Origin of the sequence: Alistipes putredinis DSM 17216 (genome assembly GCF_000154465.1) — a bacterium.
In the GTDB taxonomy this organism is placed as follows: Bacteria; Bacteroidota; Bacteroidia; order Bacteroidales; family Rikenellaceae; genus Alistipes; species Alistipes putredinis.
The window spans coordinates 229,346-253,235 of sequence record NZ_DS499577.1 but is presented as its reverse complement, the minus strand read 5'-3'; the positions used below and the strand labels follow the sequence as shown (position 1 = coordinate 253,235).

Below are 23,890 nucleotides of genomic sequence, written 5' to 3'. Positions count from 1 at the left end.
AACTATAAAAACTATCCGAGAAACCAAACTCTTGGAGGGGATAATCCCTCCAAGAGTTTGAATTTTCAAAATTAGAAACTAATTCTTTTTGAAGAAATAAATTCCGTGCTTACCCTGCGTAGCGCTCTGATAACCACGAATCATCGTCTTGAAAGAACTATCTACCGTCTGCAACGAACAACCGCCATTTGCTGCAACCAACCGGGACTCACCGTCTTTATCAACCATTGAGAATACCCATTCCGCAGGGTCGGCTCCCAATGACAATGAACGGCTCTTGGAACCGGAAGCCAAATACTGTCCGTTACACTTGATATAATATGTATTGGACTTACCATCAACTGCGACAAGTTCCATTTCAGCAGGAGAATTAGTCACATTAGCATCTATCTTGGTTAATTCCCCGTTTGCAAACGTCATTTGAAGCGTTTCGCAATCTGTTTTACCATTTCCGGTTATCATTTCACCGGTCCAAACTCCATAATAATCTTCTGCTGCAGGATTCGGTTCTGTAGTAGAACCGGACTGAGCCTCACCTTTGGCACGGAATCCGGCCATAAGGAATGTTCCAGCAGTAAGGTTCGACAGATTGTCGATCAGCGTATAAGTACCACTGCCTTCGCCGCCGGTACCGAGCAACGTAACCGGCACGGTCTTGGTACTGCCGGCAAGGGTAATTGTCAGCGTCTGATTAACGGGCGACGTACCGGTGTTGGCCTCGGCCGTGACCGTCACGGTCAAGCCATCGACCGTAGCGCTCAGGGGAGGGGTCAGTCCGCTTACACTAAGTTGGTTGTCACCCTGGTTGAGTACAGAAACCGTAAGAACTTGGTCTCCGCCAGTAGCCGGAATCGAAACGCTGGCCGGAGTTACCCCCGTAATCATCGGGGTCGAACTGTCGCTGAAAGCGGCCACGTCGTCCAGATTGCGCGGAACGAGCTGGGAATTATTCTTATATACGGCAGCCAGACCGGAGATATTGCCCGAACCAGCCTTAAAAGGTACGTCGAGGAACACGCTCGGGTTCTTTTCATCGCTCTGCTTGCAGAATACGGTGAAATTGGCTCCATCGGCAGTGAAAGTATGCGAAGAGAGTTGCGCTGCGCTCGCCCAAACACCGCCCTCGGCAACCGACGCATTGGCGATCGTCACGGCCATACCCTGATAATTCGCCAGATCTGCAGCGGCGATCGTCGCCGTAGGAATCGAAGTCACCGTACCGGTCTTCTCGACCTTGCACCAGGTCGCTTCCCTGTCGCCCGTCACTTCGTACATACCATTGTAATTCTCTACCTTGGCAAGCCCCTTATAGAGGGTTACACGCACCTTGTCGCCTTTGTTCAGACCAAGTGTCGAAGGTTCTACCTGACTGCCGTAGAGCGTGATGCCGTTACCGGCCTCCGTCGCATTCTCGGTAGCGAGGATCAGGTTGTTGAAGGTATAGTTGCCGCCGGCCACGTCGTTCATCACTACAGCGTCCAGATAACGATCTGCATTGGCATCCACCGGAGCCTTCGTATCAGTCATCTGCGCGATCAGCTCGGGAATGGTAATGGCCGTAGCCTCACCCGGATCGGGCGGAACCACACCGCCTTCGAGATCGACCTCCTGACCGCCGTTGCCCTCGACGAGTTGTACGTCATCGATTGCGAATGCCGACGCCAGATCAGCCGTGAAACGGATCGAAAGCTGGCTGACAGCCTCCTTGAGCGTGAAATCTACGGCAAACTGAATCCAGTAAGGATCGGTCGTATCGCTGCCGCCGATCTTCTCGTAAGTCAGGTTGCCCGACCAGTCGGTTCCGTTACCTACGGCGACGTGGAACGACTCGGGTTTGAAAATGTTGTCGTAAGTCGCACCGTTCTTCTTCGAATAAGCACCGCCGAAGATGATCCGGTAGTTGGTCTTGCCCGCAGGCATCGTAATAGTGTTGATGTCGAAAGTCGCAGGTGCAGAGCCGAAGAAAATCTTGTTCGAACCCGAAGCACCGTCGTAACCGCCGCTGAGCTTGCCGGAAGTACGCACCGATACGTTCGTAGAGGTATAGGTCACCGTCGAATTACCCGTACCGGAAGCATTCTGCCATGCGTCGGTCCGGTCCAGGAACGGCCATTTACCATCGACCTCCGCAGCAGGCGTCTTATCGAAATTGTTCTCGTAAATCGCATCGCCGCTCGGATCGGGAGGCACGACACCGCCGCCCGCCAAGTCGATCTCCTCGCCGCCGTTACCGGTCATCAGCGTGATATCGTCCAGACGGAACTTCGAAGATGCTTTCGCCTCGAACTTGATGTAAAGCGTCGAAGTCGCATTCTTGAGCGTAAAGTTCTTGGTTGCAAATACCCAGTAAGGATCGACCTGATCACCGTCGTTTACCTCGTAAGACAGCGGAGTATAGTCCGTTCCGTTCGCACTGAGATAAACCACGAAGTTGTCCTTGTTGAAATTATTGTCATTGTTATCACTGTCGTAATACTGTCCGCCGAAAGTCAGCTTCAGATTGGTCTGGTCGGAGGCAAGCGTTATGTCTTTAACCGTAAAGGTTGCCGGAGCCGAGCCGAAGAAGATCACGTTCGGACCCGAAGCACCGTCATAAGCACCCGCACTACTCTTACCGGAAGCGCGGATCGAAGTATTCACGCCCTCGTAGGAAACCTTCGAAGCCCCCTCGCCGGTGGTGTTCCAACCCGTATAGTCGGCAACCAACGGATACGGGTTCGCAACAGACTCGCTACCTGCGGTCTCGTTGAAGATGAGCGTCGGCGGCACCACTTCGCCCTGAAGCACATTGACATCCTTCTGAATCAATGCGCCGTAGGAGTTGTAAACCTCGAAAGTCACCTTGGCCGATTGACCGATGTTCGAAGCGGGTACCGTAACGGTCACGGCAGCGTCGCCCTCGCCTTCGGTAGCCGAAAGGCGCACCCAAGTCTGTTCGTCCTCGACGATAGCACGCCAGGGACGGTTCGTTTCAACGATAAAAGTACCGTTGTACTCATCTGCGGGCTGTCCCTCCGCATCGAACGTCAGGTTCTCCGGCGTGACGTTCAGATAGGGAGCGCCCATGTCGTCATTGTCGTCGGTACATCCCGCGAACACCGCCACGGCGAACACGGTCAATGCACTGAAGAGCAATTTCCAAATGCTACTCTTTTTCATAAACAATTAAATTTTAGAGTGATATAAAAATAGGTTAAAAATAACTTCATCGTCTTGCATATTTACTCAGGCCACTTATTCTTAAACTTTTTGTAAAAATACTATTTTTTCCTGTTTCGACAATAATTCGAACACTATTTTCGTATTACAATCCCGTTAAATCAAATATAACGACACACCGGATTTTTATTTCGTATCAAAAACCCCACCAAACCGTATTCTTTCCCGGCAAAATAAACACAAAAGGCGTGCAGTTTTGACCGCACGCCTTTTTTCCGAGAAATACGTCCGGTCAGCGAATCCGGTCGAGCGACCGCACCAGCTTTTCGTCCCGGAAGATCGCCCGCAAAGCCAGCAAGTCGAAAACCAGGCAGACCAACGGGAAAACGAGCGAAATTTTAAGGGTATGGGAGTAAAATTCACTGTCCGCGAAGTAACGGTTGCAAAGGTAGAAATAGATTCCCATCATCGCCCCGGCACCGATGAGGAGCACCAACTCGACGGCACATAACCGGATCTGCACCAGACGGCGCTTGAAAAGGAAAATCGTCACCAGCGGCACCAGACAGGCGGCAACCAGAACAACCCCCAGATACACCGTCGGCAGCAACGTGATGCCGGCGGCATCCTTCAGGCCGAAAGCGGTCAGCGTACAAGTGTCCGCCCCAACGGTGAAATCGACCAGCGGCAGCCACAAGGCCAATCCCGTCAGTACGACGACCAGCAACAGATACAGAGTCTGAATACGTTGAATCATATAACTTCTATTTTGTTTATGCGAACCTCTTCGAATCCTGCCGAAAATCGCAGGCTCTGCAAGGTTTATTGATTATCCAATGTTTTTTCGATCAGGTATTTATTACGGTCTGCGGCATTCCGGTCGATCAACTCACCCAGGAATCCCGCCAGGAATAACTGCACGCCGAGCACGACAGCCAGCAGTGAAAGATAGAAAAGCGGCTGGTCCGTTACGGCCCGCACAGGCAGATCGTGGCACTGTTTATACAACTTGGCACCGATCACCCACGCCGTCGTACAGCCGCCGAAAAGGAACATCAACGTTCCCAGGCTGCCGAAAAAGTACATCGGCGAACGGCCGAAACGCGAGAGAAACGAAACCGTAATGAGGTCCAGATACCCTTTCACCATCCGCTCCATACCGAATTTCGAATGACCGTACTTGCGGGCGCGATGCTCGACGACCTTCTCGCCGATCCGCTTGAATCCGGCCTGTTTGGCCAGAATCGGGATATAACGGTGCATCTCGCCATAGACTTCGATCGCCTTGACCACCCGGCGGCGGTAGGCCTTCAGTCCGCAATTGAAATCATGCAGCCGGATTCCCGAAACGGTGCGGGCCGTCCAGTTGAAAAACTTGCTCGGCCACCGCTTTCCGGCCGGGTCGTGGCGCTTCTTTTTCCAGCCCGACACCAGGTCGTACCCTTCGTCGAGGACCATACGCCGCAGAGCCGGAATCTCATCCGGCGAGTCCTGCAAGTCGGCGTCCATCGTGAAAACCACCTCGCCGCGCGCTTCAGCGAAACCGCAATACAAGGCGGCGGATTTGCCGTAGTTGCGAGCGAACTTGATCCCCCGCATCGCCGCAAACCGCTCGTGCAGATTTTCGATCACGCGCCACGAACCATCGCCGGAACCGTCGTCCACCAGGATTACCTCGTAAGACAAACCCTCGCCGCGAGCCACGCGATCGATCCATTCGACCAGCTCCGGCAAGGACTCCTCCTCGTTATAGAGAGGAACGACGACCGATATGTCGAGCGTAGCATCCATCGTTCTCTTACTCTTCGGATTGAGGACCGAAAGGCCGGGGTGCACGCGCCAGGATGCCGGCCAAAATAAGCCCCAGGACGAGGCCGACGATCAGGTTGCCCCAGATCGAAGCTCCTACGGTAGCCTGAATGGAAGGCTCCGACGCCTCCTGTATGGTTTTCAGCATTTCGGCGAATACGCCCTCCATCGACGCAGGGAACTTTCCCTCCTCAGCGAACCGGATCAATGCGGAAGTGTATCGGTCGATATACTCCGAATATCCGATGAAAACACTGCGGTAAAGGTATTCTACCACCCCCTTGATCATGGCCGACGCCAGGATCAGAGCCAGAATAAAACCCAAGCCGTGGCCGAAAGGAAATCCCTGCTCCTGACCGTACTGCTCGCGGCGACGCTTGGCGAAACGATAAAGCAACACGATATATACGACTGCGGCCAAGACCCATACCAGCCCCATCGTTGAAAACCACCCCGACAACATCAGGGACTGCTCGATAACGAAAGCTACGGACATGACCAGTCCGATGATCGCTCCGTACTTGCAGACCTCGTTCCAGAATTTGAACTTTGTCATTCTTCTTCTATTTTTAGCATACGTTTATTCCCGCAACACGCCTTTGCCTTCCCGCAAAATCTCCGGCTCGCCGCCCGTCAGATCTACGACGGTCGTCGGCACCGCATCGCCGACACCTCCGTCGATCACCAGTTCTACGTCCCGGCCGTACCGCTCGTGGATCAACTCCGGATCGGTCATATATTCGGTTTCCTCGTCATCCAGCACGGAAGAGGTCAGCAGCGGAGCTCCCAACCGCTCGACGATGGCCCGAGGAATCGAATTGTCCGGAATGCGGATCCCGATGGTGCGACGCCGTTCGAGCGCCTTGTGCGGCATACGCGACGATGCATCCAGCAGGAAGGTGAAGGGCCCCGGCAGATTTTGTTTCAGCAACCGGAACTGAGCGTTATCCACCCGGCAATAATCGGCAATCTGCCCGAGCGAATCGAACACGACGGAAAACGTCGTGAGATCCTTCCCCTTGATCCGGCGCAGCCGCTCGACGGCCTTCGCCGAACGGATCGAGCAGCCGAAGGCATAGACGCTGTCGGTCGGATAGATCACCACGCCGTCCCTTTCGAGCAGGTTCACCACCCGGTCGATCTCCTTCTCGGAAGGATTCTCGGTATAGATTTTAACCAACATAGGGAGGGCAAATATAGACAAATTATTTAATATTCCGACGATTCAACTCCGCACTATAAGCCCGGGCATTAGCCAGATGTTCGCCGTACGTGCGGGCGAAACTGTGATAACCGTCGAAAGTCGGGCGGGCACAGAAGAAGAGATAGTCGTGGTTCTCGAAGTTCAGCACCCCATCGATCGCAGCGACCGAAGGCATCGCGATCGACGACGGCGGCAGCCCCTTGTTCAGGTAGGTGTTATACGGCGAAGGGGTTCTCAAGTGCTTGTGCAGAATCCGGCGAAGCGAAAAATCCTGCAGCGCATATTTGACCGTCGGATCTGCCTGCAGGGGCATCCCTTTCCGCAGGCGGTTGATATAGACTCCCGCCACACGGGGCATTTCGTCGGCCTTGTTGGTCTCTTCGGTGACGATCGAAGCCAGCGTCATCACCTCGTCCCGGCTCAAACCGCTGCGTCGGCGGGCGGCATCCCGCTCCGGAGTCCAGAAACGGTCGTACTCCTTGCGCATGCGGCGCACGAAATCCTCGGGCGAAACCGTCCAATAAAATTCATAAGTATTGGGGATAAAGATCGAAAAGAGCTGCAGGCTGTCGGTCCCGACCTCCCGGGCGAGCTGCGGGTCGGTCAGCGCCCGCATCAGCTCCGCAGAATCGGCATCGAGCTGGCGGGCCAGCCGCGAAGCGAGAAAAGCGCGGGTACGGGCATAGTTGAGCGTAACGCGCACGGGCGTCTGCATCCCCAGTTTGAGCATCCGGGCGATTTCGACGACGTTCATTCCCGGTTCCAGTACGTAGTGCCCCGGTTTGAAGGAGCGCTCCAGCTCCAGACGGCCGGCATACCGGTCAAAAGCCCAGTGATGGTCCGTACGGGGACGCAGAGAGTCGAGCAGCCCCGGGTAGTCCGTGCGGGCGCTTATATAAAGGTCGCTCCGCTCCCGGACGGCATCTCCGAAAAACTGAAAGATGAAAACCAAAGCCACCGTTGCCCCGACTGCAACCGCAGCAATAAACACGACAAGCAATCTTTTTTTCGCCGTCATTCTCTTCATTCATTAACTCTCCCCGCACCGCCCTCCGAGACACATCCAGGCAGCCTTTTCGGCATCCGGCTCTCGAAAAACAGCGACAAAATCGCAGATAGTTCCTTTTTTCTTTGCAAAGATACAAAAAATTCGTATTTTTGTGCTGGGGTAAGTCTTATACGACCAGCTCCCACAGACTCCCCCAGGTGAGGAATCAAGCAAGGGTATGTGGTCGTAGCGGTGCGATATAAGTAGCTTACCCTTTTTTTGTGTACCCGCCCATTTCCGGCCGACTTCAAAAACCGTCGATACCAATTCAGGGAACAATCATAAGCAATACCGGGAAATACATATTTCCCGGTATTGCTGTATTCCTTTCGTTTCAGCATCGAATCGAGCAACGAAACCTCTGCGGGACAAATATTATAATACGAATAATATTCAGCGCTGCAAATATCCGACTTACTAAAAATCAATTGATTTTCGGCAAAAAACGATCAGTTGTTAGCCAGCGCGATCGCAGCGATCGCCTCCACCACGACCGGACAGCGCAGGGCGATGCAGGCGTCGTGCCGCCCTTTGACGACGAACTCTTCCATCCGTCCCGTCGCAAAATTGAACGTATATTGTTTCTTCGCGATGCTGGAAGTAGGTTTGACAGCGATGCGGAACACCACGGGATTGCCGTTCGAGATACCGCCGTTGATGCCGCCCGCTCCGTTGGTAGCGGTTTTTCCCTCTCCGTTCACAAAACAGTCGTTATGCTCCGAACCTTTCATACGGGCTGCGGCGAATCCGTCGCCGAACTCGATGCCCCGCACCGCCGGAATCGAAAATGCCAGGTGAGCCAATTGCGATTCGAGCGAATCGAAGAACGGCTCGCCCAATCCGACGGGCACCTTGTCGCAGGTACACTCAATGACCCCGCCTACGGAATCCAACTCCCGGAGCGTGCGGTCAATCAGCTCGTCCCAGAGCGTCGGGGCACCCTCGGCGCCCAATTCCTTCCCCGGCTCGCAATTCAGCCGCTCGCGGGGAATACCGCCCAGCTCGGTGATCCGGGCCCGGATTTCGATCGGGCCGATCATCTTCTTGGCCACGACTCCGGCCGCCACCAGCGTCAGCGTCAGCCGCCCCGAAAAATGGCCGCCGCCCCGCAGATCGTTGAAGGCACGGTATTTCCGTTCCGCCACGAAATCGGCATGGCCCGGACGGGGCGTCGCGCGAAAGTCCGAATAGTCGCCCGAACGGGTATTGCTGTTGCGAAATACGATCGTGAGCGGAGCACCCGTAGTGTGCCCGTCGCAGACGCCGCTTACGATCTCCGGCAAATCGCTCTCCTTACGGGGCGTGCTTCCCTTCGCACCGCTGCGGCGACGGTCGAGATCCGCGAGGAAATCCTCGCGCGAAAGCGGCATGCCCGCAGGCACGCCGTCGAGCACCACGCCGATCAGCGGACCGTGCGACTCCCCGAAAATCGAGAGTCTGAATTTTGTTCCGTATGAATTCATAGCCAATTAAGTTTCTTCGAGTTTACTTCAATCGTCCGGCCCCATCGTTTCCGCGCTTCGCCGCACGGAAAGCGTTCTTTCCGCCGGAACGGAAATACCATCTGCCCGCCCCGCTACTCCTGCCGGGCGAGCAGATCGAGGAACGAAGGAAACGACTTGTCGATGCACTTCACGTCGTCCAGCCGCACCGGCTCCGGCGTGAACAACCCGGCGACGATCAGGCTCATGGCAATCCGGTGGTCGTTGTGCGAGCGGACATCTCCTCCATGCAACGGCCCGCCCGTAACGAACATCTCGTCGCCCTGGATGTCGATCCGCGCCCCCAGCGTCCGGAACTCGGCATAGATCGTTTCGGCCCGGTTGCTCTCCTTCTGCGTCAGACGTCCGACACCCGCGATACGGCTCGTACCGTCGCAATGGGCAGCCAGCACCGCAAGGATCGGGAACAGATCGGGGCAATGCGTGGCATCGACCTCGAAAGCCTTCAGCCGCCGGCCGGTCGCAGTAACGGAGATGTTCTGCAAATCTCCCGGCATATCGCCCCTTACGGATACGTCCGCAGGCGCGACGCTCACATCGGCACCGCACGAACGCAGGATGTCGAGTATCTTTTCATCGGCCTGCAGCGAATCGAGCCGCATATTGCGCAGCGTAATCCCCTCGATCCGCCCCAGCGACGAAGCGACGGCTCCGGCCACCGCGAAATAGGCGGCCGAACTCCAATCAGCATCCAGGAAGAGGTCCGAAGGACGGTACTCCTGCCCGCCCGGTACCGAAAAGACGATTTTCGAAGGCGTCCCGGGCTTCCGTCCGCCGCACCCCCCGTCGTAAAACGCCTCCCTGTCGAGTCGGATACCGAACCGAGTCAGCGTCCGCAAAGTAAGCTCCAGGTAGGGAATGCTCGACGGCTCGGTTACCGTCAGCACGGTCGCATCCTGCAACAACGGCAAAGTCATCAGGAAACCCGATACGGTCTGCGAACTCTCCCGCCCCGAAAAGGCGATCTCACGACGGGTAATACCGCCCTCGATCCGAAACGGAAGATACCCCTCCTCACGAGCAGAACAATGCACGCCGGCTTCGCGCAGCGCGGCGACCGCCTCGTGCAGATTGCGCTTCAGAATACTGCCATGCCCGGAAATTTCCACCGGGGCACCGCCGTTCAAAGCGGAAATATGGGATGCCAGCGGAGTCAGTAGCCGCGTGAGCAGCCCCGATTCGCCGGTTTCGATCTTCGAGCAACGTCCCAAGCGCTCCGCTCCGACACCCTCGATATGCAGCGTCGTACCGTCCGACGCAATCCGGCAGCCCATACCCCGGATGACCTCGACGGCTCCGACTATATCGTTGCAAGGGGCGTAATTGGCGAGCCGGCTCTCTCCCGCAGCCAGCGCAGCAGCCAACACGGCCCGCTGAGCCACGCTCTTGGAACAAGGAACGGCAACCGTCGTCCGACGGAACTCGCGAAATCCCTCGAAAGGATAATTTTCGGCCGAAAGCAGCCGCTCCATCTCCTCGCGGGTATATTGCCCCGACGCCGTGGCGTTGGATGCTCCAGCTGAAACATACGTATAAGGCGCACCGAGCTTCAGGCAGAGCAGACGGGTGAATTTCCCGGCTTCGCCCATCGAAAAAGCGACCAACTGCGGACGCTCCGCAGCGGCGGCACCCTCGAAAAGCGCTCCGTCGGCTTGCAGGTCATACAAACGCATCGTACGGGCGGCATCCGAAATATTCCGGGCCGTCGTGACGATCTTCACCAGATCGGCCCCCTTCGTGCGACACAGCCGGGCGATCCCCTTCAGCTCGTCGAGGGAGGGAGTTCCCTCGAAATCGTGGAACGAAACGATCAGCCGGCACCCGTACTCGCGGGCGAGCGTACGAATATATTCCAGATGCTCGTCGGGCGCTTCGATCTCTATATCGACATAACGCGCCCCTCTGCGGATCGCCGCCTCGAGCTGCTCGCGGGCGAATGTCTCGGAAGAGTTCGCAATCCGGCAGGTGGCAATCAGGTTCGGCCGAATCTCCACGAGCCGCTCGACCTCTTCGACCGAAAGACGGCAAAGGTCCGCCCGGAGTTCGGCCATTTCACACGATTCGAGGATCGCCCGGCAATCCCCGAAACTCTTTTCCTGTACGCTAACGCAGATCACGGGCGACCTCCTCCAACTGTTTTAACGGAATCGCACGATCCACCACCTCCCCCACCGCACGGGGCAGGATGAAATGAATGGCATCGCCCTCCACCTTCTTATCTTTTTCCAACGCTTCCAGCAAAACACCGATAGCTATGGGCGACTGGGTGGGAAGCCCGACCTTCTTCAAATCCTCCGCCAGACCGACCGCCAGTCCCGCCGGGGCGAGTCCCAGCCGTTCGGATACCCCGGCAGCCAGCACCAGACCGATCGCCACGGCTTCGCCGTGCATGATCGGACAATTTTTCTCGATGGCGTGAGCGAAGGTATGCCCCAGATTCAGCAAGCGCCGCTCCCCCTTCTCGAAAGCATCCCGCTCCACTACGGCACACTTGTATAACGCCGTTTTGCGAATGATTTCGGTAAGCTCCTCCTGCCCGTACACACATTCGCCCCCGCAACAGGTTCCCGCTTTCCGCAAGTGGGCCTCCATCCGGGCGAAATAATCCACGGCCTTGCGATAGTATTCCGCATCGAACAGGATGAAAGTCTTCAGGACTTCGGCGATTCCGGCCCGGAACTCCCGGGGCGAAAGCGTCCGCAGCGCATCGGTACAGATATAGATCCATTCAGGCTGGGTGATCGTACCGACCATATTCTTATAGGCATGGAAATTCACGCCGTTCTTACCCCCGATCGAAGCGTCCACCTGCGCCAGCAGCGTCGTAGGTACGAAACCGAACCGAATACCCCGTTTGTAAACCGACGCCGCGAAACCGCAGAGGTCGGTCGTGATGCCGCCGCCCACGCCCACGAGAAACGAGCTCCGGTCGGCTCCCCGCTCCAGCAACTGTTCGATAATATATTCTACCGTAGCGAAGGTTTTAACCTTCTCGGAGGTCTGGATCGGAATGAGTTCATACCGTTCGAAAAGGCCGAAAAAGGGCTTCAGGTTGCTGTCGATAACGACGAAAACCCGTCGGCCCTGCGGAATCAGGGCATCCAAACCGCTGAAATCGGATGATATATGAAGATTACTCACGTTTATTCGAAATTGTTTGTCCCGACAAATTTAGGAATTTTATGCCCGAAATAAAAAAGCGAAAAAAATTTTGTCATTTTCCGAAAAATGCGATACATTTGTCCCGTTAAATACCCTGGACGGATATTCGACGACAAAAACGATATGCAACACGTTCAGTTTACATACTCCTATTATTACCTTTATTCGGGCCGAGTAAAGGCGGGAGTTTGCGTGTTGTAAAGTTCGATCGACAGAATTACGAATTTAGATCATAGCTCCTGCCTTGAGGCGGGAGCTTTTTTGTTTTCAGTATGAAAAAACAGCAACCTGCGGAGCTTGGCGGCTCCGAAGAAACGAAACCGGCGAAACCGACCGTCACCCCGGCCCGCCGGGTGGAAAACGTCGAAGAGTACTACTTCTCCGTGAAACTGAAAGAGGTGGCCCGGATGAACGAATCCGGCGCACGCGTCATCAACCTGGGGATCGGCAGCCCGGACCTGCCCCCGTCGGCCGAAACCGTGCAGGCGCTCTGCCAGGCGGCAGCGCGGCCCGACACGCACGGATACCAACCTTACGTAGGTATTCCGGAACTGCGTGCGGAGTTCGCCCGGTGGTATAAGAGATGGTACGGCGTGGACCTGGACCCTGCCAACGAAATCCTGCCCCTGATCGGCAGCAAGGAGGGTGTGATGCACATTTCGCTAGCCTTCCTGAACGAAGGCGACGGGGTACTCATACCCAATCCGGGCTATCCGACCTACGCCTCAGTGTCGAAGTTCGTCGGCGCCCGCATCCTGCCCTACGCCCTGAAAGAAGAGAACGACTGGCAGCCCGATTTCGAAGCACTGGAGAAAATGGACCTGTCCGGTGTGAAACTGATGTGGTGCAACTACCCCAACATGCCTACGGGAGCCAACGGTTCGCGGGAGCTGTTCGAAAAACTGGTCGCCTTCGGCCGCAGGCACAACATCGTGATCTGCCACGATAACCCGTACAGCTTCATCCTGAACGACCGCCCGTTAAGCATTTTGAGCGTACCGGGTGCCAAAGAGATCTGCATCGAACTCAACTCCATGAGTAAAACCTTCAACATGCCCGGCTGGCGTATCGGAATGGTGGCGACCAATTCCCGGTTCCTGGAGTGGATCCTGCGCGTGAAGAGCAACATGGACTCCGGAATGTTCCGCCCGATGCAACTGGCCGCCGTCGAAGCGCTGAAAGCCCCCGACAGCTGGTACCAACGGATGAACGAGGTATATCGCCGCCGACGCGCACTGGCTGCCCGGATTCTGGAAACCCTCGGCTGCGATGTCCGCGACGACCAGGTGGGAATGTTCCTCTGGGGACGGGTGAACGATACCCTCGCGGCGCAACTCACGGCTGCCGGGGAGTGCCCGAACGGTGTCGGGGAAGCCATCTGCAACCGGGTACTGCACCAGTCACGGGTCTTCGTCACTCCAGGTTCCATCTTCGGCTCGGAAGGGCGGAACTACATCCGCATCTCGCTCTGCTGCAACGAGGAGATGTTGCAGGAGGCACTCGACCGGATCACGACGACCCGAACAAAACAGAATCAGTAAACAGAATATAAACAGACCGGATTCGCCGGTTACAGCCGGCGATCGCAAAATCAACAACGACAATGAAAATGGAAATAGAACCACTCACTTTTCCGGGCGTGGATCCCAAACGTCCGATGATTATCGCAGGCCCTTGCAGCGCGGAGAGCCGTGAACAGGTACTCAAAACCGCCTCCGAACTGGCTGCCCGGGGCGTAAAGATCTTCCGGGCCGGTATCTGGAAACCCCGCACCAAGCCGGGCGGCTTCGAAGGCATCGGCGTCGAAGGCCTTCCCTGGATGAAGCAGGTCAAGCAGGAAACCGGCATGCTGGTAGCCACCGAGGTCGCCACTCCCGCTCATGTTTTCGAAGCCCTGAAAGCCGGCATCGACATCCTCTGGGTCGGTGCCCGCACCGTCACCAACCCCTTCGCCATGCAGGAGCTGGCCGACGCATTGAAAGGCGTGGATATCCCCATTCTGGTAAAAAACCCCGTCAATCCCGACCTGGAACTGTGGGTCGGCGCGATCGAACGGCTCTACAACGCCGGACTCCGACGGCTGGGCGTCATCCATCGGGGATTCAGCTCCTACGAGAAAAAAATCTACCGCAACGCTCCGCTCTGGCATATTCCGATCGAACTTCGCCGCAGATACCCCAACCTCACCATCTTCTGTGACCCGAGCCACATCGGCGGCAAACGCGAACTGGTAGCTCCCATCTCGCAGCAGGCGCTCGACCTGAACTTCGACGGACTTATCATCGAATCCCACTGCGATCCCGACAGTGCGCTGAGCGACGCGGCGCAGCAGGTGACGCCCGAAGTGCTGGACTACACGCTGCAACTGCTCGTGGTGCGCGACAATGCCCAAACCACAGAGAACATCAGCATCCTGCGCCGCCAGATCGACGAGGTCGATGAGCAACTGTTGAGCCTCCTCGCCAAGCGGATGCACATCTCGCAGGAGATCGGCACCTACAAGAAGGAGCACAACATGCCCATCCTGCAAAACAAGCGTTACGATGAAATCCTGGACAAACGCGGCAAAATGGGGCAATCGCTCGACCTCGACCCGGAATTCATTTCGGAAATCATGAAAGCGATCCACGAAGAGTCGGTAAAGGTCCAGATGGAAATAATGAAATAACGACGTTCCCGATAAGCGAAGACAGCACCGAATTTATTCGGATTATGCCGTGCGAAGAAAACGAAGAAGCGATTCAATGTTTTCGGCAAACGGGGACGGAAGTTGCCGACGACCTCTGCCGAGCGAAAAAACGAAGAATGAAATAGAACAATCCCCGGGCGCTCCCATACCGCCCGGATCATCAAAAAACATAAACAAACCGATATATGCGCATACTGATTTTGGGCGCGGGAAAGATGGGCTCCTTTTTCACCGACCTGTTGAGTTTCAACCACGACGTAGCCGTCCTCGAAAAAGACCCTCGGCGGATGCGATTCATCTACAACGCCCAGCGCTTCACCTCGCCCGAAGAGATCGCCGACTTCCGGCCCGAACTGCTTATCAACTGCGTAACGCTGAACGCCACGCTCCAGGCATTCGAGGAGGTATTTCCCTATCTGCCGAAAGAGTGTATCATCTCCGACATCGCCTCGGTAAAGACCGGGTTGCAGGAATTTTATGAGAAATCGGGATTCCGGTACGTTTCGACCCACCCGATGTTCGGCCCCACGTTCGCCAACCTGGGCAACCTGCAAACCGAAAACGCCATCATCATCAAGGAGTCGGACCACATGGGCAAAATCTTCTTCAAGGACCTCTACGGTTCGCTGAAGCTCAACGTCTGCGAATACACCTTCGAGGGGCACGATGAAGTTGTGGCCTACTCCCTCTCGGTGCCGTTCGCCTCGACGCTCGTATTCGCCTCCATCATGAAGCACCAGGATGCCCCCGGCACCACCTTCAAGAAACACATGGCCATCGCCCGCGGACTACTCTCCGAAGACGACTACCTGCTGACGGAAATCCTCTTCAACCCCAAGACGCCCGCACAGATCGACAACATCGTCGCCACGCTGACCCACCTGTCGAAGATCATCGACAAAAAGGACAGCGGGAAGATGAAGCGGTTTCTGGACGGAGTCCGGAAAAACCTGGAGTAAAAATCGTACTCCATAAAAAACGGCCGGTATGTTACCGGCCGTTTTTCATATCGGGTCGATCCGCTAAAAACTCAACTTCACACCTGCCGTAAATCCGGCGCTGTACTGCGGAAACGTACTCCAGTCGTAAATCCGGCGGTTGCAAAGATTGTGACCTTCGGCGAATACCGTTACCCGCTTGGACGCGTACCAATCGACATTCAACCCCAGATCTACCGTATAGGGAATGCGCATATTCCCCACGATCCCGTCGTTCGGGAACCACGGAATCACTCGCGAAATATAGCGGTTGGACTGCAGGTCGAAAACGAGGCCGACCGAGAACTTACGATGATGATAGCGGGCCCGGACCGTACCCTCGAACTCCGGCAGGCCGATGCTCAAGGTCTGATGCTCGGTATAGGTCAGTCCCCGCCCGCCGATGGAGAACGTGAAATTGCTCACCGGACGGAACTCCAGCTCACCGTTGAGCGACATGACATTCAGCCGTCCCTGTACCAGACTGAACCCCTCATACCGGGTAGTCGGCGTATAGCAATACCAAAAGTTATGATTCTCGATGAAAGAATAGCCGACGAACAATCGGTAAATCAGCTTATCCTCGACGAGACGCCCGCTCACACCGACACGGACCGAATAGTCCACCGTATTGCGGGGCATCAGGTCCGTATAACGAGGCACGTAATAAAGATTGGTTTCCATAAGCTCCCGCATATCGTTGTGCTTCAGGGTTCCGTCCAACTCGACATAAGGTACGAAACCGCCGCCGCCCAGATCGAAACGCAAGTGAGCGTAGGGAATGAAATAATTCGCCGCATCGCGCCCCGCCACATCGTCCCGGTAGTAATCCAAACCGAACTCCATATCGACCGACCGGGCACGATAGGCATAACGGAACGCTCCCGAATAGGTCCGGTTGTAATAGTCAGAAGGAGCGGCCCAAACCGATTCGCCCTTGCGGTCGCCACCCCACCGGCCCTCGAATCCGGCCCGGAAGACGAGCGTATGGCGGCCGAAACGTCGTCCAACGGCGGCATCTACCCCCAAATTCCACTCGTTTTCGTACGGATAATCCAACACCGGAACGACATTATCCTCCAGATAGAGTTTCGAATCCAGCGGATTCCACCAGTTGCCCGCCGTGACCTCGACATTGAAATTCGTCCGCGAGAGGTCGTTGAAATCGTCGCCGATCCGTATCTTTCCCTGCAAATCGCCGATCACGCGGCGATTTCCGTTGTCGAAAGTCGGAAAGTCCGGATCGGGGAAAAGGCCGTAACGGTCGATGATCCGGTTCCGGTAGCTCACCTCGCCCTCCAGCACATGACGCCCGATGTATTTCCCGGCGGCGACACCCACCCGATTGTCCATCCACAGGGCGCTATGGTCCCCGTCGGGCGTATAGGGAATCCGTCCGTACCGTCCGTCGTGGTTGATATAGCCCAACGCATAGCCGATGTCGGGGTTCTGTGTCGATACATACAGATCGAGCGCCGAATTGAGCGGATAACCCGCTCCGGCCTTCAGGTAAAAAGGCAGCGGACGGTCGAACTCCCAATAGGTGATCGTCGCAGGACGGATCGGGCGCGTGGCGAGCTGCGTTTCGAGCGTGAGCGGCGTGATCGAATAGTCGATTTCCGGCTGTATGGCCGCCGTATCGACCATATTGGGGCGCACGGCAAGTTTCGTCGCATGCTCCACGCTCGGCACATAGGCTTTGGATACTTCGACACGCTTCTCGACCTGGGCGTTGAGCACCCCGGGCACCGCAAGCATCCCGGCGATAAACATCAGGGACAGAATAGCTGATCGCTTCATATCGTTAATTGAGTTTCTTGATTTTCTCTTTCGCTTCCGCAACGATTCCGTCATCGGCGGGGGTATAGCCGTCCACGATACTCTGGTAGGTCGCCCGGGCCTGGAACATGTCGCCCTTCTGCACATAAATATCACCCAGCACAAGGAAGGACTTGGCCAGCCAGAAGGCATGAGGCGTTCCCTTGTCCGAGAAATCGAGCACCAGTTTTTCGGCACGAGCCGTATCACCGGCCCGGAACGCGGACTCGATCACCCGGTAGGCCGACTCGGCTCCCTCGGATGTTTTCACATTGGCGCTCAAAACCTTGTAGATCTTTTGCGCGGCAGCAGCATCTCCCCGGCGATCCAGAATCCCGGCCTTCGCAAACTGGGACTCTCGCCATGCCAGGTCCCCCGCAGCGGTGTAGGATGCCACATCGTCGGCCATGGACAGAATCCGCTCCTCGTCCCCCGCCGCGATCGTCGCACGGACGTAGCCGTTCATGGCCTCGGCTTTTCCGGCAGCGGTGCTTTCGGCATCGGCCAATTTGCGGTAAGCCGCCGCAGCTTCCGTAAAGCGTTCATCGGCAAAAGTCATTCCAGCCAGCGTCTTCAAAGCCCGATGCGTGTACTGATTCTGTCCCGCACCGGCCAGAGCCGCGAGCGTTTCGATCGCACGGGATCGTTCGCCCGTCTTCAGGTAGCAATCGCTCAGACAATAGAGCGCATCGGCCGTATAATATCCCTTGGGATAACTTTCGAGATAACTGCGCAGCGACTTGGCCGCCGACGCAGGCTCGCCCGAAAGATAGATCCGGCGGGCGGCAGCGAACGAAAGCGAATCGCGCGACATGGCCGTAAGGTCCCCTTCGACACCGCTCTTCCGGGCATAATCGAAATAACCGCCGGCATCTCCTTCGGAGACGTAAATATCCCGAATCCCCTGCAAGGCATCCTTGGCATCGGAGGATTGGGGAGCGGTCTTCACCACCATATCATAGTAGGAAAGCGACTTTTTCTTGTCGCCCAGGTTCAGGTAAGCCAGTCCCAACTCGGACAACGCGGCACTCCGGTAGGGCGAATAAACATAGGTTTCGACGAAAGGTTCGAGCACTGCAGCCCCCTCGCGGTAGCGCTCCTGCGCTACGAAAGTACGGCCCAGTTCGTAAGTCGCATCGTCGAGGTAATCTCCCCTGCCGTCGCGGATAATCTGCTGCAACGCCTTGATTTTTTCAGATGTACGTCCCAGAATACCGAGCGTAACGGCCCGCTGGTAGCGGGCGTAATCCGCTCCGTCGTCGGACGCGGCCGCAGCCTGTCCGTAATACTTCAACGCCTCGTCGAACTGGCGATCCGAATAGTAGGTGTCGCCCAGACGATTGCGGGCATCCGTGCGGTAACCGTCCTGAGTGGGATACAATTCGATGAAGCGAACGAACGACTCCCGCGCCCGGGGCATATTCTCCTTCGAGAAGTGGCAATACCCCGTATTGTAGAAAGCCATCGCATATTCGGGCTCGGTTTTCGGCGCCCGCTTCAGGTAGGACTCGTAATCGCGCAGAGCAACGTCGTAATTTCCCCTGCCGTAAGCGATTTCACCCTGCCAAAAGGTTGCCAGCGCATTGTATTTGGGACTGATTCCGATACGGGCGGACTCCGCCAGATAACGCCCGGCCCCCTGCGTATCGCCCTTTTCCAGTGCGCTCAAGCCGCGGAAATAGGCGATCTTCTGCTTGGCGGCCAGCAGGTCGCCGTCGGGATCGGGATAGGAGGCGATGATCTCGTACGCTTCGTCGTAATTGTGCGAATTGTAATAGGCCGCCGCCAACAGCTCTTTGGCCGTGCGTACACGGGGCGACGACGGATACTGGGCGACATAGCGGTTGAGTACCTGAATCGCTTCGTTGAAACGTCCGCCCCCCAGTTCGTATTGCAATTTTCCATAGTTGAACAGCGCGTCTTCGGCAATCGCGGAATCGAATTCGGCATTCGAAGCCATGGCGAACGACTGCATCGCCTGCTGCTTGTCCCCGCCGCGCAAGTAACAGTCGGCCAGGTGGTAGGAGGCGTTCTGCGTCAGAGCGTCGTCGGCTCCGCACGCCTTGCGCAGATACTCTGCGGCATCGTCGTAGCGGGCCGTACGGTAGAGGGAGAATCCGTAGAGATAATTTTCATCCCGGCCCATTTCTCCGCCGGCCTGCACGAAAGCGTCGAGGTAATCCAGCGGTTTGGAATATTCGCCCAAGCGAAACCACGCTTCGGCCATGACCCGCGAGAGTTCGGCCCGCTGGCGGGGCGATGCCCGGCGGATCAACTCTTCGCCGTTCTCGACCACGTAGCGGTAATTCCCCTGCTTGAACTCGATTTGCAGCAGGTAATAGGGCGCTACCTCGCCGTAAGCCTCGCTTTTAAGCAATCGTTCGAACCCGCTTCTGGCCCAGTCGTACTGTTCCCGCGCATAGGCGATGTAGGACTTATAATAGAGAGCGTGATCGTAAAATTCGCTTTGGGGATTGATCCGGTCGAAATAGGTCATCGCCCGGTCATAGTCATCCCGGCCGAATTCGATATATCCCATGCGCAGGTCGTACTGCTCGCGCCGGGTTCTGTCCAAAGCCCGGTAGTTCACCCGTCCGAAACATGCGAGCGCCTTGTCATACTCCGACCGGCTGCAATAAAGCAACCCCTGGGCGAACCGCAGGTCGTTGTTGTAAACCGACTCGGGATAACGCTTGGAAAAGTCGGCGAGCATCGCCTCGGCATCCCGGCTGCCGAGCTTCAAGGCACAAACCGCCAACTGATAATCGATCTGCTGGAGCGTAAGCCGGTCGTCCCGGTCCGCTCCCTCGCGGGCCTTCAGCAATTCATAACGGGCATCTGTCCAGCGCCCGTGATCGAAAAGCGAACGCCCCCGCTCCAGATGCGCCCGGGTTTCCGGTGCCGCAGCATGGCTCCCGACACAAGTGAACAGGCAAATGCCTATCGACAATAAATACAGGATGTTTCTCTTCATAACGCACACACAATAATTCGAACGCAGATAGCGAACACCCGGTGGTAAGTCCGACCTGTTCAGCGCTGCCCGAGGCGCTTCCTGCCCGAATCAAAATATTTTTTCGGTAAAGATAGTGAAAGCCGAGAGAAAAATGGAAACTTGTTCCCAATTTTCCGAGGCGCATCCTATCTAAGACTATGTCAAAGATCGTGAAAGGTGAGGGCAATCGTGCGGGCTTGCACGCAAAGATTGCCGAACCGCCTCCGATCTTTTGCAAAGATAGTGAAAAGCGAGGGTAACCGAGAGAACTTGCTCTCGAAAATTGCCGAACCGAATCCTATCTTCTACAAAGATAGCGAAAGCCGGGCCCAGCGCCAAATTTATTTAGCCCCAGTCCCGTGCATTCGTTCAAATCGGAGTCATTTCCCGTAAAGATAACGATTTCCCGGGGCAGACGCACCATTTGGGAACGATTGTTGCCCGACAGAAAAGAAAAAAGAATCTTTTCGACGAACGAAGGCAAAACCGCCCGCATATTCTGCCGGATAAAAACAAAAAAAAGAAAATTCAACCTAAAAATTTATCGTTATGATCCAACAGGTAACTATACAGATGACTTCGGCACGGACCTATGTCCTCGAAGGAAACAAGAAATGCGACCAACTAAATCCCAAAGAGCTGATGTTGCTGGCCGGCGTAACTTGCGCAGGCATGACCGCGATGGCGATCATGGAAAAGGAGCGCGTATCTCCGACCCGCTTCGAACTCAGCATATCGGGTGAACTCGACACGGAAACCGTACAATCGAGCAGCGTCTTCAAATCTTTCCGCATCGTCTATAACGTACAATGCGAATGCGAAAACGACCAGATGAAAGTAAGCCGGGCCATCAACCTGGCCCACGACAAACATTGCGGCGGCGTGCAGATGCTGCGCAAGATCGCTCCGGTAGCCGACGAAATCGCGATCGTCAATACGAAATAGGCCGAAGCACTACAAATTACGAAAAAGCAACGAAAGGGCTGTGTCGAAATGAAAGTTCCAGGCACAGCCCTTAAGGTTGTCAGAATGGATGCAATGCAAGGCATTGAAGGTAAAGGCGACAGGAATTTACTGCCGTAAATGACTCGCCCGCTCCCGATAATGACACAACAGTGCGCCTTTATGACACACGGTCTTTTATCGGAAGGAATCGCCCTTCCGCATATTCTCTACTTCCGACAATACCCGGAACGTCTGTCCCGGTACTCCGTCAGGCAGGAAACCGGAACTCACCCCTCGCCTCCGCAGCCCGGAGCAACCCCGGCTTCCGCGCATAGCACCGGAAATACTGACGCCCGATTCAGTCTATGTCCCGACAGTTCCGCTTGTCGGCGATTACCCCGTCGTCGAGCACGACAATACCCGTATGAGCCCGCAACATGGTCTTGAGCGTCGATCCATCGATGTTGTAGCAAGGAACCGGCGTGCTTTTCCCGAACGAATGGATGCCGTTTCCCTGCAAGGGTTCGGGCGTGATGCAGACGACATGCGCCCCTTCCTGCAACGCACGCTCCACGAGCCGCTCCAAACGATCCTCGCACCTGCGGCCGATGCGGTCGAAACGCGTCACACAGATCAAATAGAGCCGTCCCGGAGTAGCGAGCACCCGGTCGGTCACATCTTCCGCGCCATTGCGCAGAGCGAACTCCTCGATCATCGGATTCATCTCCGGTACCTCTCCCAGAATTTTCGTATCGACCCACTCCCAGACCGTATCGTCCTGCCACTCCGTATCATCGAGCGCAAACTCCCGCTCCTCCCCCGTCATGCGATTGCGATAAACCAGTACGGTCTGCAACTCGCCCTCGGGACCGGCCGCAGAAGAGGCGTGCATCTCCTCGCGGATATTCACCCCGATCTTATACGGCAGAAAATCGATCAACGGAAGATGACAATAGCAATAGAACCCCAGCCCCATCGTCAGAAGGAAGAAAAAAATCGTCAAAGCGACCTCCGAACGGCGGAAGGCAAGAATCTTATCGTTCCGGTAATAAGCCCACACGACGGCCGCCATCGGCAGCAAGGCCAGGTTCTTGAAGAATGTTTCCCAGGGGGAGAGTTTGATCGCCTCACCGAAACAGCCGCAATCCTCGACCGGGATGAACGTCGCACTCAAAAAGGTAAGGATCGTAAAGAAGAGCATCGACGCCAGAGCGAAGATCGATACCAGCCGGATACGCACCTTGCAAAGCAGCATGCAACCCATCATCATCTCGGCGCCGCACAGCCAAATCGAAAAGACCATGCTGGCCGGAATCAGATAATCGAACCCGTAAATCGTGAGGTATTCGTTGATCTTGATCGACGTTCCCCAGGGATCGATCACCTTCGTAAAGCCCGACACGATGAACACGACGGCCAGCACCAGGCGGCAAACTCCGGTAATCAGGCTCCGGGCCCGTTGCGACAGCATAGGTTTCATCATTTTCGAACAGGTTATATACGATCTTTTCTTCATTTTCTCCGCAGGCATCCCGCACTCGTCCGGAGTCGTTCTCATCGTTAAAACTCAAAACTTCCCGCCTTTCGGTCTGCGTCCGAGCGTCCCGCAAAGCCGTTTCGGATTGCCGACTTTTTCCGGACTCCCTTTTCGCTCAACGCTCCGCATCCGTCGGGACACGGACAAAACGACTCATCCGCTTATCGAATATACCGAACCGCCCCTCCGGGCACTTCTCCGGCATCATTCGAAAAGGCGCTCATCTCATACACTAATTCCACGCTTCGTTTTCTCCACCCGGCACAATCCACACAAATTCGGCTCTGCCCCGCTTACCGAAAACGTTGAATTGACTTCTTCGTTTTCTTCGCTCGGCAGAGACCGCTTGCGGGCTCTGCCCTCGCTTACCGAAAACGTTCTATCTCGGTGCGGATGCGGGCGAAAATCGCATTGGGAGAGTCCATCCCGCCCTGCGCATCGCTGCAATCGATAATCCGCAGGCGGTCGTCCGCAGCAGCGGCTGCACGGTAAACCTCCCGCACACGACGCTGCAAGTCGAGCGATGCCTCATGGATGTCGCGTTCCCCTTTCAGGTATTCGCGGTCGTCGCCTTCGCGTACCTCGGAGAGCTTTTTCTCCGTAAAGGCGAAAGGCACATCCAGAAACAGCGACACGTCCGGACGGGGAATTCCGTAATAGCCGAACTCCAGGTCGAGGATCCACCGCCGCAGCTCCTCCTGCCGGTCCCCGGCAGGCAATTTGGCGCACTGGAACCCCACGTTCGAATAGACATACCGGTCGAGCACGACGGCGTGGCCCGCATCGAGCCAACAGCGCAACTGCGCGGCAGCATCGGCCCGGTCACCGGCGAAAAGCAGAGCGACCAGATAAGGATCGACCTTGTCCACAGCCCCGAGTTCACCCCGCAGGAAGCGGGCGATCAGCTCGCCGTACACCGGCGCGTCGAAACGCGGAAAATGGAGAAAATGGCTCTCCACCCCCTCTTGGGCAAACATGCGGCGCACAAGTTCCACCTGGGTCGATTTCCCGGCGCCGTCCAGTCCTTCCAATACTATCAGCATAT

At 56.1% G+C, this 23,890-nt stretch carries 17 protein-coding genes and 1 other RNA gene; 5 read left to right on the top strand and 13 right to left on the bottom strand.

Annotation, left to right across the window (positions count from 1 at the left end):
- Positions 1-78: 78 nt before the first annotated feature.
- From ALIPUT_RS11980 to mltG, 6 genes are all read right to left on the bottom strand, one after another.
- Positions 79-3,159 (bottom strand): DUF5689 domain-containing protein, encoded by a 3,081-nt coding sequence (locus ALIPUT_RS11980; protein ID WP_004327796.1) that lies wholly within the window; start codon positions 3,157-3,159, stop codon positions 79-81.
- A gap of 292 nt (positions 3,160-3,451) precedes the next feature.
- A complete protein-coding gene (locus tag ALIPUT_RS01335) occupies positions 3,452-3,916 on the bottom strand; it encodes a DUF4293 domain-containing protein (protein ID WP_004327795.1) in 465 nt (154 codons plus the stop codon).
- A 65-nt stretch (positions 3,917-3,981) separates the two neighbouring features.
- On the bottom strand, positions 3,982-4,950 hold the full coding sequence (locus tag ALIPUT_RS01330) for a glycosyltransferase family 2 protein (protein WP_004327794.1): 969 nt from the start codon (positions 4,948-4,950) through the stop codon (positions 3,982-3,984).
- Between the two features lie 7 nt (positions 4,951-4,957).
- On the bottom strand, positions 4,958-5,524 hold the full coding sequence (locus tag ALIPUT_RS01325) for a DUF4199 domain-containing protein (protein WP_004327793.1): 567 nt from the start codon (positions 5,522-5,524) through the stop codon (positions 4,958-4,960).
- Positions 5,525-5,548: 24 nt separating this feature from the next.
- Positions 5,549-6,151 carry an L-threonylcarbamoyladenylate synthase gene (locus ALIPUT_RS01320; protein ID WP_004327792.1) on the bottom strand — a complete coding sequence of 201 codons (603 nt, stop codon included), beginning with the start codon at positions 6,149-6,151 and terminating at the stop codon, positions 5,549-5,551.
- A 22-nt stretch (positions 6,152-6,173) separates the two neighbouring features.
- A complete protein-coding gene (mltG, locus tag ALIPUT_RS01315) occupies positions 6,174-7,199 on the bottom strand; it encodes an endolytic transglycosylase MltG (RefSeq protein ID WP_004327791.1) in 1,026 nt (341 codons plus the stop codon).
- Positions 7,200-7,338: 139 nt separating this feature from the next.
- Here mltG and ffs point away from each other — a divergent pair.
- An RNA gene (gene ffs, locus ALIPUT_RS12280) (signal recognition particle sRNA small type) lies at positions 7,339-7,437 on the top strand.
- Positions 7,438-7,669: 232 nt separating this feature from the next.
- On the opposite strand, the gene aroC is transcribed toward ffs, so the two are convergent.
- The 3 genes from aroC to ALIPUT_RS01300 form a co-directional block, all read right to left on the bottom strand.
- Positions 7,670-8,683 carry a chorismate synthase gene (aroC, locus tag ALIPUT_RS01310; RefSeq protein WP_004327790.1) on the bottom strand — a complete coding sequence of 338 codons (1,014 nt, stop codon included), beginning with the start codon at positions 8,681-8,683 and terminating at the stop codon, positions 7,670-7,672.
- Positions 8,684-8,796: 113 nt separating this feature from the next.
- Positions 8,797-10,773 carry a 3-phosphoshikimate 1-carboxyvinyltransferase gene (gene aroA / locus ALIPUT_RS01305; protein WP_004327789.1) on the bottom strand — a complete coding sequence of 659 codons (1,977 nt, stop codon included), beginning with the start codon at positions 10,771-10,773 and terminating at the stop codon, positions 8,797-8,799.
- A 52-nt stretch (positions 10,774-10,825) separates the two neighbouring features.
- Positions 10,826-11,863: a 3-dehydroquinate synthase gene (locus tag ALIPUT_RS01300; protein WP_187117656.1), complete on the bottom strand. Its 1,038-nt coding sequence runs from the start codon at positions 11,861-11,863 to the stop codon at positions 10,826-10,828.
- Positions 11,864-12,156: 293 nt separating this feature from the next.
- Between ALIPUT_RS01300 and ALIPUT_RS01295 the strand changes: the two genes are divergently transcribed.
- The 3 genes from ALIPUT_RS01295 (at position 12,157) to ALIPUT_RS01285 (ending at position 15,532) form a co-directional block, all read left to right on the top strand.
- Positions 12,157-13,425 (top strand): pyridoxal phosphate-dependent aminotransferase, encoded by a 1,269-nt coding sequence (locus ALIPUT_RS01295; protein WP_004327786.1) that lies wholly within the window; start codon positions 12,157-12,159, stop codon positions 13,423-13,425.
- A 62-nt stretch (positions 13,426-13,487) separates the two neighbouring features.
- Positions 13,488-14,552 carry a bifunctional 3-deoxy-7-phosphoheptulonate synthase/chorismate mutase type II gene (locus ALIPUT_RS01290; protein WP_004327785.1) on the top strand — a complete coding sequence of 355 codons (1,065 nt, stop codon included), beginning with the start codon at positions 13,488-13,490 and terminating at the stop codon, positions 14,550-14,552.
- Positions 14,553-14,758: 206 nt separating this feature from the next.
- Positions 14,759-15,532 (top strand): prephenate dehydrogenase/arogenate dehydrogenase family protein, encoded by a 774-nt coding sequence (locus ALIPUT_RS01285; protein WP_004327784.1) that lies wholly within the window; start codon positions 14,759-14,761, stop codon positions 15,530-15,532.
- A gap of 63 nt (positions 15,533-15,595) precedes the next feature.
- Here ALIPUT_RS01285 and ALIPUT_RS01280 read toward each other — a convergent pair whose 3' ends face one another.
- The gene (locus ALIPUT_RS01280) at positions 15,596-17,350 is read right to left on the bottom strand and encodes a TonB-dependent receptor (protein WP_004327783.1); all 1,755 of its coding nucleotides are present in this window, start codon (positions 17,348-17,350) and stop codon (positions 15,596-15,598) included.
- A 4-nt stretch (positions 17,351-17,354) separates the two neighbouring features.
- Positions 17,355-20,342: a tetratricopeptide repeat protein gene (locus ALIPUT_RS01275; protein WP_004327782.1), complete on the bottom strand. Its 2,988-nt coding sequence runs from the start codon at positions 20,340-20,342 to the stop codon at positions 17,355-17,357.
- Positions 20,343-20,912: 570 nt separating this feature from the next.
- Between ALIPUT_RS01275 and ALIPUT_RS01270 the strand changes: the two genes are divergently transcribed.
- The gene (locus ALIPUT_RS01270) at positions 20,913-21,308 is read left to right on the top strand and encodes an OsmC family protein (protein WP_004327780.1); all 396 of its coding nucleotides are present in this window, start codon (positions 20,913-20,915) and stop codon (positions 21,306-21,308) included.
- 358 nt (positions 21,309-21,666) lie between these two features.
- Here the strand turns inward: ALIPUT_RS01270 and ALIPUT_RS01265 are convergent, their stop codons facing one another.
- Together ALIPUT_RS01265 and ALIPUT_RS01260 are read right to left on the bottom strand one after the other, a co-directional pair.
- The gene (locus ALIPUT_RS01265; RefSeq protein ID WP_229089913.1) at positions 21,667-22,791 is read right to left on the bottom strand and encodes a BT_3928 family protein; all 1,125 of its coding nucleotides are present in this window, start codon (positions 22,789-22,791) and stop codon (positions 21,667-21,669) included.
- Positions 22,792-23,210: 419 nt separating this feature from the next.
- A complete protein-coding gene (locus tag ALIPUT_RS01260) occupies positions 23,211-23,888 on the bottom strand; it encodes a nucleoside/nucleotide kinase family protein (RefSeq protein ID WP_004327778.1) in 678 nt (225 codons plus the stop codon).
- Between the last annotated feature and the right edge of the window lie 2 nt (positions 23,889-23,890).